The sequence below is a fragment of the Streptomyces sp. JH34 genome, assembly GCF_029428875.1.
In the GTDB taxonomy this organism is placed as follows: domain Bacteria; phylum Actinomycetota; class Actinomycetes; order Streptomycetales; family Streptomycetaceae; genus Streptomyces.
The window spans coordinates 6457033-6470112 of record NZ_JAJSOO010000001.1; the positions used below are offsets into that span (position 1 = coordinate 6457033).

The 13080-nt window shown below is 70.0% G+C and carries 11 protein-coding genes; 5 read left to right on the top strand and 6 right to left on the bottom strand.

Annotated elements, in window-relative coordinates; translation table 11 throughout:
• Nucleotides 1-251 precede the first annotated feature (251 nt).
• The 3 genes from purB to LWJ43_RS29095 form a co-directional block, all read right to left on the bottom strand.
• Complete coding sequence (gene purB / locus LWJ43_RS29085) at nucleotides 252-1694, bottom strand: adenylosuccinate lyase (RefSeq protein ID WP_277335143.1); 1443 nt, start codon at nucleotides 1692-1694, stop codon at nucleotides 252-254.
• Between the two features lie 521 nt (nucleotides 1695-2215).
• Nucleotides 2216-2668, bottom strand: a complete 453-nt coding sequence (locus LWJ43_RS29090; protein WP_277335144.1) for a hypothetical protein — start codon at nucleotides 2666-2668, stop codon at nucleotides 2216-2218.
• Nucleotides 2669-2784: 116 nt separating this feature from the next.
• A complete protein-coding gene (locus LWJ43_RS29095; RefSeq protein ID WP_277335145.1) occupies nucleotides 2785-3414 on the bottom strand; it encodes an RNA polymerase sigma factor in 630 nt (209 codons plus the stop codon).
• A 147-nt stretch (nucleotides 3415-3561) separates the two neighbouring features.
• Here LWJ43_RS29095 and LWJ43_RS29100 point away from each other — a divergent pair, with 147 nt between their 5' ends.
• The 3 genes from LWJ43_RS29100 to LWJ43_RS29110 all read left to right on the top strand — a co-directional run bounded on the left by LWJ43_RS29100 (nucleotide 3562) and on the right by LWJ43_RS29110 (nucleotide 7670).
• On the top strand, nucleotides 3562-4560 hold the full coding sequence (locus tag LWJ43_RS29100; protein WP_277335146.1) for a MerR family transcriptional regulator: 999 nt from the start codon (nucleotides 3562-3564) through the stop codon (nucleotides 4558-4560).
• Between the two features lie 210 nt (nucleotides 4561-4770).
• Nucleotides 4771-5391 carry a HEAT repeat domain-containing protein gene (locus LWJ43_RS29105; RefSeq protein ID WP_277335147.1) on the top strand — a complete coding sequence of 207 codons (621 nt, stop codon included), beginning with the start codon at nucleotides 4771-4773 and terminating at the stop codon, nucleotides 5389-5391.
• 137 nt (nucleotides 5392-5528) lie between these two features.
• Complete coding sequence (locus LWJ43_RS29110; RefSeq protein WP_462100918.1) at nucleotides 5529-7670, top strand: glycosyltransferase; 2142 nt, start codon at nucleotides 5529-5531, stop codon at nucleotides 7668-7670.
• Between the two features lie 121 nt (nucleotides 7671-7791).
• Here the strand turns inward: LWJ43_RS29110 and LWJ43_RS29115 are convergent, their stop codons facing one another.
• Nucleotides 7792-9366: an SDR family oxidoreductase gene (locus LWJ43_RS29115; RefSeq protein ID WP_277335149.1), complete on the bottom strand. Its 1575-nt coding sequence runs from the start codon at nucleotides 9364-9366 to the stop codon at nucleotides 7792-7794.
• A 305-nt stretch (nucleotides 9367-9671) separates the two neighbouring features.
• Between LWJ43_RS29115 and LWJ43_RS29120 the strand changes: the two genes are divergently transcribed.
• Nucleotides 9672-10244: a DUF4383 domain-containing protein gene (locus LWJ43_RS29120; protein WP_277335150.1), complete on the top strand. Its 573-nt coding sequence runs from the start codon at nucleotides 9672-9674 to the stop codon at nucleotides 10242-10244.
• Nucleotides 10245-10283: 39 nt separating this feature from the next.
• Here LWJ43_RS29120 and LWJ43_RS29125 read toward each other — a convergent pair whose 3' ends face one another.
• Both LWJ43_RS29125 and LWJ43_RS29130 read right to left on the bottom strand, forming a co-directional pair.
• Nucleotides 10284-10955 (bottom strand): CBS domain-containing protein, encoded by a 672-nt coding sequence (locus LWJ43_RS29125; protein WP_277335151.1) that lies wholly within the window; start codon nucleotides 10953-10955, stop codon nucleotides 10284-10286.
• Between the two features lie 224 nt (nucleotides 10956-11179).
• Nucleotides 11180-12217 (bottom strand): alcohol dehydrogenase catalytic domain-containing protein, encoded by a 1038-nt coding sequence (locus LWJ43_RS29130; protein WP_277335152.1) that lies wholly within the window; start codon nucleotides 12215-12217, stop codon nucleotides 11180-11182.
• A gap of 355 nt (nucleotides 12218-12572) precedes the next feature.
• Here LWJ43_RS29130 and LWJ43_RS29135 point away from each other — a divergent pair, with 355 nt between their 5' ends.
• Complete coding sequence (locus LWJ43_RS29135; protein WP_277335153.1) at nucleotides 12573-13079, top strand: flavodoxin domain-containing protein; 507 nt, start codon at nucleotides 12573-12575, stop codon at nucleotides 13077-13079.
• Nucleotide 13080: the final 1 nt, after the last annotated feature.

Sequence of the window (13080 nt, forward strand, 5' to 3'; positions counted from 1 at the left end):
CGGCGCACCCGGGTGGCCGGACTGCTGGCCACCGCCGTTACCCGGGGCGAGTGCAGGAGAGGCCGGAACCGATTGCCCGGATGGGCGAAATGGTGCGCCGCGGCGGCGGTCATGAGGTCGGACCGATTCTGTGGAACAGCACACGAACACCACACGCAGACCACAGGCACACCGCCCGCGACCACATCGGTACGACGCGGTCGCGGGCAGGCAGGAGCTCTTCGGGTGGAGTCAGGCAGCGGAACCGGCGGTCAGAGGATGGAGCCGGGAGCGTAGGCGGCGGCTTCCGGGTGCTGCTTGGCGATCTCTTCGATCCTGGACACCAGAGCGGCGATCTGGTCGCCCGCCGCACCGGTGAACGAGAGCTTGTCCGCCATCAGTGCGTCGAGCTCCGCGCGGTCCAGGGGGATCCGCTCGTCGGCGGCCAGCTTGTCCAGCAGCTCGTTGCGCTCCGCGCCCTGCTCCCGCATGGCAAGCGCAGAGGCGACCGCGTTCTCCTTGATGGCCTCGTGTGCGAGCTCGCGACCGACCCCAGCCCGAACCGCGCCCATCAGCACCTTGGTCGTGGCGAGGAACGGAAGGTAGCGGTCCAGCTCACGGGCCACGACCGCGGGGAAGGCACCGAACTCGTCGAGAACGGTGAGGAAGGTCTCCAGCAGACCGTCGAACGCGAAGAACGCGTCCGGCAGCGCGACCCGGCGGACCACGGAACAGGACACATCGCCCTCGTTCCACTGGTCGCCGGCCAGCTCGCCCGTCATCGAGGCGTAGCCGCGCAGGATCACCATCAGGCCGTTCACACGCTCGCAGGAGCGGGTGTTCATCTTGTGCGGCATGGCCGACGACCCGACCTGGCCCGGCTTGAAGCCCTCGGTCACCAGCTCGTGTCCAGCCATCAGCCGGATGGTCTTGGCGACCGAGGAGGGGGCGGCGGCCAGCTGCACCAGCGCGGTCACCACGTCGTAGTCGAGAGAACGGGGATACACCTGGCCGACGGAGGTGAAGGCGTGCGCGAAGCCGAGGTGCTCGGCGATGCGCTGCTCCAGGTCCGCGAGCTTGCCGGCGTCGCCGCCGAGCAGGTCCAGCATGTCCTGTGCCGTGCCGACGGGGCCCTTGATGCCGCGCAGCGGGTAGCGGCCCAGCAGGTCTTCCAGTCGGCCGTAGGCCACCAGGAGCTCGTCCGCGGCGGTGGCGAAGCGCTTGCCGAGCGTCGTCGCCTGTGCGGCGACGTTGTGCGAACGGCCCGCCATGACCAGCTCGCCGTACTCCGCCGCGAGCTTGCCCAGCCGTGCGAGAACAGCCACCGTGCGGTCGCGCATCAGCTCCAGCGAGAGCCGGATCTGCAGCTGCTCCACATTCTCGGTGAGGTCCCGGGACGTCATGCCCTTGTGGACCTGCTCATGGCCGGCGAGGGCGTTGAACTCCTCGATCCTGGCCTTCACGTCGTGCCGGGTGACCTTCTCGCGCTCGGCGATCGAGGCGAGGTCGACCTGGTCGATCACGCGCTCGTAGTCGGCCGGCGCCGAGTCGGGCACCTCGATCCCGAGGTCCTTCTGAGCGCGCAGCACCGCCAGCCACAGCTGACGTTCCAGCTTCACCTTCTGCTCGGGGGACCAGAGGACGGCCAGCTCCGTGGAGGCATAGCGGCCGGCCAGGACATTGGGGATGCGAGGCTTCGCAGACACAGCAGTCACGTGTCCCGAGCTTACCGGGCGTCCATACGGGTTCCGAACCGTCCACCTGATGTAGGAAGCTCCAGGTCAGACGATGTCCGTTGCTCAGGTTGCATCTCCTGCGGGCGAGGTGTCGCACGGGAGGATCAAAGAACCAATTGGTGTCGCGGGCCTGCGACACCGGCGCGTCGTCGGTCGGGTCACGCTGAGCGGAACCTTGATTCGATCGTAGGTTCGATGGAATGTTCGACTGCTCAGGCGTCCAGGTGCCGCAGAGTGGTCGTCCTCGATGAGGCCGGTCATGTGCTGTGGACCCGCGCCGACAGTTTTCGGGAGGATCGGACCTCGGTGGGGCCGGTGCCGTCATGGCGCAGGGCGCCACGGGCGTACTCGCCCCTGGGTGAGTGGCACCTCTCCCCTGATCGGGCCCGACGGGTCGATCGCCTCTGCGGACCAGGTCACGCACCGGCTGACTCGGCAAGTCGCCGGCCCCCCGTGAACGCACCCTCGGCCGGTGGGATCAGTGGTCGGTCCGTCGCCCGTCAAAGCCGGCAGGGCCAGACACTGACGTTGCTCCTTCCGACACGGACCTCGACCCATGACCCGTCAGTGCCCTCCGGGGGCGACGGCTCGGCGAGGTCGAACAAGATCAACGTCCCACCCACGTCCAAGAAGGCCGCGCCGTCTTCTTCGAGGGTCATCCGCCCTCGGAAGACGATACGGTCGCCGTCCTCCGACAGCTTCGGCGAAGAGGAAGCGGCCGGTCCCGTGTTTCCCGCCCAGACGATGTCCTCGTCGATTGTCCACTCGACGGCTGTCCACTCGACGGAATGCTCATCGTCCACGGGGACCGAGGCGCCTTGCCAGAGCACCACCGCGGTTCCCGCTGCGCAGTGGACACGGACCGTCGTAGGCGTTGACTGGACCGTCGTAGGCGTCGACGGGTCCTGCCGCACCGCCTCCACTCCGACCAGCATCCGGTCATCGTCCTCCATGGAGGATGATGCGGGTGTCCCGCCGTGCCCCTGAGGGCCGCCTGCCCGGCCCGGGCCGCGCATGTCTGCGGCGACAGGGAGTCCTGCCGAGGCTTCGGCCGTCTCAGCCGACGCGCCTATGCCGTGCTCCTGTCCGCGCTGTCGGTGTGGTCCGAACTGTCCGCGTCATCGGTGTCGATACCCGCGCGCAGTTGGTGCAGGCCGCGCCGCGCATGGCTCTTGACGGTGCCCAGAGGCATTCCGGTGAAGTCGGCGATCTGGGCCTGAGTCAGGTCCGCGTAGAAGGCCAGGCACAGCACCTGGCGTTGGTGGACGGGCAGACGGGACAGCGCGTCGACCAGGAGTACGCGGTCCAGGACGTCGTCAGGTCCTTGCTGGAGCCCGTGCGGGTCGACGGTGTGCACCACCGAGTCGATCAGGTTCAGCCGTCTGTTCCGGGCTGCCAGAGCATCGACGATCTTCCGGCGTGCGATACCGACGAGCCAGGCGCCGAAAGAACCCCGGTCCGGACGGAATCCCGCTCGCCCACGCCAGGCGCCGAGGAAGACCTGCTGGGTCACGTCCTCCGCTTCGTGCGTGTCACCCAGTGAACGGGTCGCCATCGCGTGGACGAGTGAACCCCAACGCCGGTACACGGCCGCGAACGCCTCCTCCTCCGTCAGGCGCGGGCCGAGGATCAAGCGGTCCTCGGCCCGGGACCGTGCGGGAGGCGGTGGAGGAGCGTCGGATCGCGTGCACGTACTCATGCCAGTTCCTCCCGGCAACCAGGGGCCAGTGCCGGGCCGGATCCGACCGGTGGGCGATCGGCGACGGAACCCGCCTGGCCCCCGTAAGTCTCGGGAGCGGAAGCGACGCACACAACATGCGTCGATTGTGCGTCGTATGCTGCCGGTGTGGAATCGGACAGGGTCTTGGACGGGGTCCGCGACGCCCTGCGCGACGGTGGCCTGACCACCGGCGAGGTCGCGAGGCGCCTCGGTGTCGCCCCCACCACGATCAGGTCGTGGGACCACCGCTACGGGCTCGGTCCCAGCACGCGGGCCGATGGCCGGCACCGCCGATGGACCGCCCTGGATCTCAGGCGTCTGCGGAGGATGTGCGCCCTGACCGGGGCCGGACTGCCTCCCGCGGAGGCCGCCAGGCTGGTGCTCGACGAATCGAGCCTCCTCGTGCCCTCGCCGCAGCCGGAGGGCCGACCCGTTCCACCACCGGCTGCGCGTGGACGGAGCCGGGCCGGCAGCGGACTACGGCTGGGCGGCGTACGTCAGGAATGCAAGGGAATGGCCCGCGCGGCCCTGCGTCTCGACGCGGTGGCCCTGGACGAGTTGCTGGGAGCGGCGATCAGGGAACACGGTCTGGTCGACGCCTGGACAGAGCTGATCATGCCGACGCTGCAGGCTGTCGGCCGCAAGTGGGAGACCTCGGGTGAACGGTACGTCGAGGTCGAGCACTTCCTGTCCTGGCACGTGTCCGGAGCACTGCGGCGCCACGCTCCACCGGCCGCCCCGGGCGCCCGCGGCGCCACCACGGTCCTTGCCTGTGTACCGGGGGAGAACCACACGCTGCCCCTGGAGGTGCTCACCGCCGCACTGACCGAACGCGGCCTGCTCGTCCGCATGTTCGGGGCAGCGTTGCCCGTCGAGTCGCTCGTCGCCGCGGTGCGGAGAACCGGGCCGGCGGTGGTCGGGCTGTGGGCGCAGTCCCGTACCACCGCGAGTACACCGCTCGCCCAGCACGTCGCCGCGATCGAATGGGGCGTGCGGGGTGCCCGCATGAAGCCGGTCGTCTTCACCATGGGGCCCGGCTGGGCCGGCCGGACCGCGCGGGGGATTCCGCATCCCCCAGGACTGGCCGAGGCCGTCAGGGCTGTGGAGTCACTCGCAGCGAGGTAGTCCGCTGTCAGGCGTCCGAGACGGGAGCAATGTGTCTTCCCACGAGGGAATTTGTTCCTGCGCGGACCGTTCTCGTCGTGCCGGATCCCGCGGCCCCAGTCGGCCGTTCGTCGATTCATGGCGCGGTCGCCCCGCCCGGTGAGACCGCGGGTGGGACTGTCAGCGGGGCGCAATAGGGTCCAGGGACGTCCGTATCCAGAAGGAGAGACCGTGGCGCTCGACGCAGCTGGGGCGATGAGCCTGCTTCAGGACGGGAGCTCCGCCAAGCGCCGCTCGGCGGCGAAGCGACTTCGGGAACTCGGCGACCGGTCCGCCGGTCCTGCCCTGCTCGCAGCCTTGAAGAACGAGGTGAAGGACGCGCGGACCTGGGAAACCCAGTACCGGATGACGATGGCGCTCGGCAGTTGCGGCTCCTCGTCCGACCTTCCCTACCTGCGCGACCTCGTCCTCCGGCGCGGGACTCTCCACGCGGTTCGCACAGCCGGGGGCGACGCCATCGTCCGGCTCAGCCACCTGGAGCTTTCCCACACCGAGGCGATTCGTTGGTGTCTGAGTACCGGTGACGAGGTTCTTGTGGACGGAGGGTTGCAGGCCGTGGCCATGCTCCGGCTCGCCCTCGATCAGGACACAGTGACCGACGTCCTCGACTTCGTCGAAGCCAGATCCCCACACGAAGGGATCTACTTCTGGCCCACCGTCGCCGCCGCCGGATGGACGGGGCGACGAGTACACGACTTCCTCACCTCATGCCTCTCCAGCCCCCGGTCCGATGTCGCCGAAGCCGCCACGAACTCCCTTGCCGGGAGCTACGGCACCTGCCGGCCCCTGTAGGCGACACCCCACGACGAGGCCGCCGCCGCTGTGGGCAGCAGCCGTAGCACGCCGTGCAGTTCCGAAACATCGGGCGGCCGATGTGCATCCGAACGGGGGGCAGAGAGCGAAGCACTGTCATAGCCCCTCGACAGGAGATGTCCGTGTCCTTCGCTTCCGATCTGTCCGCCCCGCCCGTCATCGAGGCAGGGAATCCTCTGGTGGACGCCCGGACCGCCTTCTTCGCGGGCCACGGGTGGAAAGGGGAGCACACAGGGCGAGGGCAGGGCGAGCCCGCGTACGCGGAGCGCCTTCTGGAGGCGGAGTACGGGCACTTGTCCACGACCGTGCCACGGGCTGCGGTACTTGGCCTCGGCGTGACGGGGACAGGTGCCGAACCCGGCCCGGCCGGGAGCGCTGCCACGCTCAGCCGGTCCGATCATCTGACAGCCTCCCTGCGCCGGGCGTGCCGACTGGCCGTGCCCGTCGCGCCCGAAAACCTCCTCGCCCACCGGAGCGCCGGTCTCCGAGGCGGCGCCGCAGTGGCCGAGATGTGGCCGGGGTCGGTCTATCGCTACGGCGCACGGCGTGCCGAATCGGCGCTCAGGGCGCTGCTGACCCGCCCTGACATCGACGGACCGTCCACGGCGCTGCTGTTCGACCTGGCCACAGCCGCGGCGCTGCGCCCCCTGAGCCCCGTCGAGACGGCGAAGCTCGCCGGGGACTGCGGCAGCCGTACCGGGCGGCACGCGGCGTGGCGACACCTGCACGCCCTGCCGGACGGGTCCGCGTTCCTGCCCGGCCCCGACAGCGCGGCGGACGGTTACGAACGCTTGCTGCTCGCGCCTCCGCGGCCCCACATCCCGTCACCCGTGGGGGAGGGCGTGGTCGTGGCCCAGGCGATGCTGCTCGGCGACCTGGAAACGCCCGGCCAGGGGACGAGCGGCGGTCTCGGTGTCCTCGTCGGCGGCCTGGGGGACCACCTGGCCGGCCTCGACGACATCGCGTCCGTGGTCACGATGGTTCTGGCGGGGCGCGACGCACTGACCGACGACGGACGGACCGTGTACGAGCGGGTACCCGGGCACTGGATCCTCCGCCTGCCGGTGGACGCGCGCAGCCTTCCGGATTCCTCGCAGATGCACCTTCACCGACCTGCGCTCGCCTGGTGGGCGGAGCGGCTCCTGGGCGCCCTTCCCCGTAGGCCGCAGGTGGTGCATGTGCGGTGCGTGGACGACGGCAGCCTCGCTGTGGCCGAGGCGGCCGAACGCCTCGGATCACACGTGGTGTTCACCGCAACCACTGATCCGCACCGGCAGGTGGCGGGCCGACTCGCCGCGGAGCGCACCGACCACCAGCCGGAGGAGCTCGGGCAACTGCGCGGCGACCTGCACCGCATCTTCGTCGGGGACCGTCTCGTGGAGCGTGCCGACAGCGTGATCGGTGTCGCGGGACAGTGCGGCACGGACGAGCTGGTGCGTCATTTCCCCCAACTGGCACAGATAAACGGAGGGTCCGGGCCGGCCGCCCCCGCGGACGGGATCACCCCGTACCGGCCCGGAGAGGATGGGCAGCGCCGTGGAGCCGAACTGCTCTCCGCCCTGTTCGCGCGCGCCGACCGGGAGGAGTCACTGGGTCCCGAGGACAGGCACCTGCCCCTGTTCCTGTGTGTCGGCCGCATGCACGCGGTAAAGCAGCAGGACATGCTCGTACGCGCGTGGATCGCGTCCGGCTTGTGCATGCGGTCGACCTTGGTCCTCGTGGGTGGCTCGCCGGCCATGGCGAACGAGTACGAGCGGGACATGCGGCGCCGTATCCGAGCGGCGCTGGCCGGCCATCCGACGGCTGCCTCCCGACTGGCCGTCCTGCCCGCACTGCCCAACCGCACGGTGCGATGTCTCCAGCACGCCTTGACGGACCCGAACCGCGGCGTCCCTGCCGCGTGGTACGTGTGTCCGAGCGCCGAGGAGGAAGTCGGGCTCGCCCTGCTCGAGGCGATGGAGGCGGGCATGCCCACGGCAGGCCCCGGACAGGGCGGTGTGCTCCAGTACCTCCACGACGGTGTCAGTGGAGTGGTCCTGGACACCTCCACCGAGGAGAGACTCTCCCAGGGACTGCTCCGCATGGCGACCCTTCCCGCGGCGGACCGCCGCCGGCTCGCCGCCGTGGGCAGGGACGTGGTGACGAGCCGGTACTCGATCGCGGCTGCGGCCGAGGCGCTGCTGGATGCCTACGGGGTCGGAGGCCGCGGCCGGCGGTCCCGGTCCGTGCCCGACGTCCGAGGCGATGCCGCGCAGTGAACCCCGGTCCGTGCCCGCGGCCGGGACGCTGCCGCCCGTCAGGCGTCGTCCCGCGCCGCGGCGGGCCCGTCAGGCGGGTCGGGCGCCCGTCGTGCCCCTCGACGACCGTCAGGTGTTGATGTCAGCGGCGGGTTCGTGACCTTGCGGGAGCGCGCCGCCGCCGACGGCCTGTACGGGCTTCGTTCGCGTGCGCGCACAGGCCCTTGGTGGCGGCTTGCGTGATGTTCCGAGCCATCCCTCCGAAGACGGCGGCGTGGAACGGGGAGACGCCCCACCAGTAGACATGACCCAGCAGGCCACGCGGATGGAAGACGGCACGCTGGCGGTAGCGGGTGATCCCCCCGTCGCACGTCTCGGCGTACATCTCCAGCCACGCGAGGCCGGGCAGCCGCATCTCGGCGCGCAGCCGCAGCAGATGGCCCGGTTCGATCTCCTCGACACGCCAGAAGTCCAGGGAGTCGCCCACGCGCAGGTGTTCGGCGTCCCGGCGTCCGCGGCGCAGTCCCACGCCGCCGACCAGACGGTCCAACCAGCCCCGGACCGCCCAGGCGAGCGGGAAGGAGTACCAGCCGTTGTCCCCGCCGACCCCTTCGACCACCTTCCACAACGACTCGCGGGACGCGTCCACCGTGAGCGCCCGCTCGTCCTCGTACAGGCTGCCGCCGGCCCAGTCCGGGTCGGTCGGCAGGGGGTCGCTGGGTGCCCCCGGCACAGCGGCGGACGACCAGCGTGTGGTGACCTCGGCATCACGGACACGGCGCAGGGCGAGATCCAGTGCCTCGTCGAACGGCAGGGGCCGCCCCGGCGGGTCCGGGGCGTAGAGGGCGATGTCGTGCTCGTCGCAGACGACCTCGTGACGCAGCGACTCGGTCAGTGGCCGGGCGATGGAAGCGGGCACCGGGGTGACGAGGCCGACCCAGTGGCTCGACAGCCTCGGGGTCAGGACCGGTACGGACACGATGAGCCGGCGCCGGAGCCCGGCGACCTCGGCATACCTGCGCATCATCTCCTGGTACGTGAGAACGTCCGGCCCCCCGATGTCGAACGCACGGTCCACATGTGCCGGCATGGTGGCCGAGCCGACCAGGTAGTGCAGCACATCGCGAACCCCGATGGGCTGGGTGCGGGTGCTCACCCAGCTCGGAGTCACCATGACCGGCAGGCGTTCGGTGAGGTAGCGCAGCATCTCGAAGGAGGCCGATCCCGAGCCGACGACCACGGCGGCCCGCAGCACGGTCGCCGGAACAGGTGCCTCCAGGAAGATGCGGCCCACCTCCGCACGGGAGCGGAGGTGCGGCGACAGCTCGCGCTCCGGAACCCCCTTGGGGGTGAGACCGCCGAGGTACACGATCCGCCGCACGCCCGCGGCCTCTGCCTGCTCGGCGAAGATCCGTGCCGCACGGCGATCGGTGTCCTCGAAACCGGATCCGGTGCCGAGGGCGTGCACCAGGTAGTAGGCCACGTCGATCCCGCGCATGCTCGCAGCGACGGACGCGGCGTCGGTGACGTCTCCGCCGACCGACTCGACCTCGCCCGCCCAGGGATGGTCACGCAGCTTTCCGGGGGAGCGGGCCAGGCAACGGACCGCGTGGCCCGCTTCCAGCAGTTCCGGCACGAGACGCCCGCCGATGTACCCGGACGCGCCGGTGACCAGGCATTTCAGCTGATCATTCGTCTTCTGCCCGTCAGCGTTCACGAACGCTCCTCCTCACGCTCGGCGTGCTCCCGCACGGTGAGGCGGCCCGTCGCGGCGCCGCTGTGTGACGGGACCGAAGCCACGGGTGTCGGTTCCGTCGCCGCTTGCTGCATGGGTGTCTCCTGCCGTGTACGTCGTGCTGCTGCGCCCCGCCCCACCCGTACTTCTGCCTGGAAAAGGCCGATGGATGCATGAGGACGCCACAAGGGTCCGGCAGCCGCCTCCGCCGGGCCGGTCGGGGACGCGTTCGGGTGACATGGCGACATGTCGGCATCCGGGCGAGCGGCTCCGGCGGAAGAACGGCCATGAAGCTTCGAGACGAACTTCCCGTCGATCACCACCTGGCGACCGTCTACCGGTACGGAGCCGCCGTCTGCGGCCTCGTCCTGCTCGCCTTCGCCGCACTGGGCTTCGCCGATGCGCTCACCCCCTTCGACACGGCCGGGGACACGGTCGCGGGCATGACCACCAACACCACGCTCAGTGTCATCTCCACGGTCGTGGGAGTGGCCCTGCTCATCGGGGCCGTCATCGGAGGCAACTTCGCCTCCACCCTCAACATGACGGTCGGAGGGCTGTTCGTCCTGAGCGGCTTCGCCCACATCTTCGTGCTGGACCGATCCGTCAACATCCTCGATTTCGGCATGGCCAACGTGATGTTCAGCTTCGTCATGGGCCTGGTCATCGCGACGTTCGGCATGTACGGCAGGGTCACCAGCCGCCTGTCCCACGAGAACCCCTACTGGCGGCGCAGGCACCCTGAGCAGGCCGGGCACGCGGCGGCCTCGGTCCGTCACCTGGGTGAGGTACCCGGCCCGACCGTGCTGCCCGCAGGACGCGCCCTCGGCGTCACCGGCCGGGAGTCCGAGGAGGGATGAGGCGTCACGGGACGCCCACGGAGCGGCTGTGACGCTCACTCATGACCGCTCCTCCCGTTCCGCGTGAACGGAGGTCTCCTCCTCGCCTGCCGTGACCAGGGTGACGCCGGGGCGGACGTCTTCCACGGGAGCCTCGTGCGAGAGACGGTCGACGACGTCCACCACCCCGTCGACGCTCTGGCACAGGCGCACGAGGACCGGAACGGTGTCACGGCTCCGCACCGTGCCGCTCAGAGTGACAAGCCCCTCGGACACCTCCACGTTCAACGAGGACGGACTGAGCCGGAGCGTCCGGGTCACCACCTCTTCGAGGATCTCCTCCTGGATCGCGCGGTCCCGGCGCAGGAAGACCTGGACGAGATCGCTCCGGCTCAGGACTCCCACCAGACGGCCTTCGCCGTCGATGACGGGCAGCCGCTTGACCCGGTGCTCCTCCATCACCCGCGCGGCGTGCACCACGTTCCACCGGGGCTCAGCGGTGACGACGGGGTGGCTCATCAGCGCCCCGGCGTCCCGTGCGCCGCCGGCGGAGCGATTGCGCAGGAGGTCGGCTTCGGAGACGACGCCGACCGGACGGCCCACGTCGTCCACGACCGGCACAGCGGTGACGTTCGACTCACTGAGCAGACGGGCGATTTCCTTGAAGGTGGTGCCGCGCTGGACGCTGATGACCGATGGCGTCATCAGGTCCGCGACGGTGAGATGTCCCATCGTTCGACCCCTACCGGCATGACTGGAAGCGTGAGTGAGTCATGCTTCCCCCGGCCGTCGGACGGAGCACGCTCCCTTTGTCCAACTTTCGTCCCGCCGAGAAGGTTCCGGGGTGTCGTTCGGACGTCGAGGACGGACGATGGTGACGGCTCTCCGGGCGCGCCCCCATCCGGCCCGATCCGCCCCGATCCTCCGTGATCAGAAGGGCATGTCGCACGGGCCTCTCAGCGGCGTGCCGGGTGCAGGACCGTTCGCAGCGCGTCCGTCGAGGTGGCGCTGGACGCGATGTCGTAAGCGCTCCGTATGTCACCGATCTCCCGCCTCTGCGTGATGATCCGCGAGAACGACTCCATGTGCTCCGGGGTCAGCACGTCGAGGAGCCAGGAGATGGAGGAGGTGTCCACCTGGCCCGTGCTGATGGTGATGTTCTTCCGGCGCAGTTGCTCGAGGTGCAGACTGACCGGTGTCTCGTGCATGCCGATGTTCGCGATGTGCCCACCGGAACGTACGACCTGCGTGCACAGGACGAAACTGTCGGAACTTCCCGCGGCCTCGATCACGACGTCGGCTCCGGGGCCTTCCGACAGATCCGCGATCAGACGTCCCGGGAGCTCGGCGTCGTCGGCGCCGAGGCTGCCCGCCGCGGCCAGGCGTTCGGGCGAGAGGTCCACCGAGATCACGCGGGCGGGGGAGTAGATGCCCGCGATGATCAGTGCTGACAGCCCGACCGGTCCCGCCCCCACCACCACCACGACGGCGCCGGGGCGGACCTTCCCGTTGCGTACCCCGAGTTCGAAGGCGGCCGGGAGGACTTCGGAGAACAACACGGCGGTGTCCCGGTCCATGGCGTAAGGGAGCTTGTGGACCGAGTGGTCGGCGAACGGGACTCTGACGAATTCGGCCTGGGTTCCGTTCACCTCGTGCCCCAGGAGCCAGCCTCCTCCCTGTGAGCACTGGCCGAAAACGCCCTGGCGGCACGACATGCAGTGTCCGCATGCGGAGATGGACGAAACGATCACTTCGTCCCCGGGTACCACGTTGTGCACCTCGGGCCCCACTTCCAGCACCTCGCCGACGGCCTCGTGTCCCAGGACGGTCCCCGGACTCACGTCGGACGCCTCGCCCCGCAGAGTGTGCAGGTCACCGACGCAGACCGTGGTCGCGTCCACCCGGACGACCGCGTCGGTCGACTGCTCCACTTCCGGGTCGCTCGTGGACTCCCACGAACCCTGGCCCGGCCCCTGATAAACGAATGCGTGCACTGTTCTCGCTCCTCCCGCCCGAAGCTCCGGCACCTCCCGGCTCCCGCTCGTGGAAGAGGGGACACCTGCGGATTTCCCGCCGCAGTCCCTCACGTCAGTGTCGGTCGGAACGACCACCTCGGCCGAGAGACGGTCGGGGCAAGACACCGGGACCTTCGGCCCCTTACGGGCGAGCTCCCCGAGCGAGGCGCGTGCACGGTGCGGGGGAGGGGGCCGACCGGCCCCGCCCGCTGCCTCGGATGGCCCTTTCGCGCCCGGTGGCTGTTGCGGACGCTGGGGAATGGCCTTCGGCTGTTCAACCGCTTTCCACCGGTCCCCACTCTGGTGCGGGAAACAGGAAAGGTGATGACGCGCGGTGCCCCACCATGTGCTGGTCGCTTACGCGACGAAGTACGGCTCCACCGCCGAACTCGCCCGGTTCATCGTCCGGACGCTGAGGGACGAAGGGCTGGAGGCCGAGGCGCTCCCCGCTTCGGAGGTGACGGAGGTGGACACGTACGACGCGGTGGTGATCGGCAGTGCCCTGTACGTGGGCCGCTGGCGCAGGGACGCCGTACGACTGATGCGACGGCAGCGCAAGGCCCTTCGTGAACGAGCCGTGTGGGCCTTCAGCAGCGGCCCTCTGGACCCCTCGGCCTCGGAGCGAGACATCCCGCCTGTGCCGAGCGCACGCAGAGCGATGGAGAGGGTTCGCGCCCGCGGTCACGTGACCTTCGGTGGCCGGCTGGAAGCCGGCGCCCAGGGCCGCATCGCACGGGTGATCCTGGAGGAGGGCCGAGGCGGCGACTTCCGCGATCTCGACGCCGTCGCGAAGTGGGCCCGCGGCATAGCCGCTGAGATCGAGACACCGGAAAGCCCGTGAT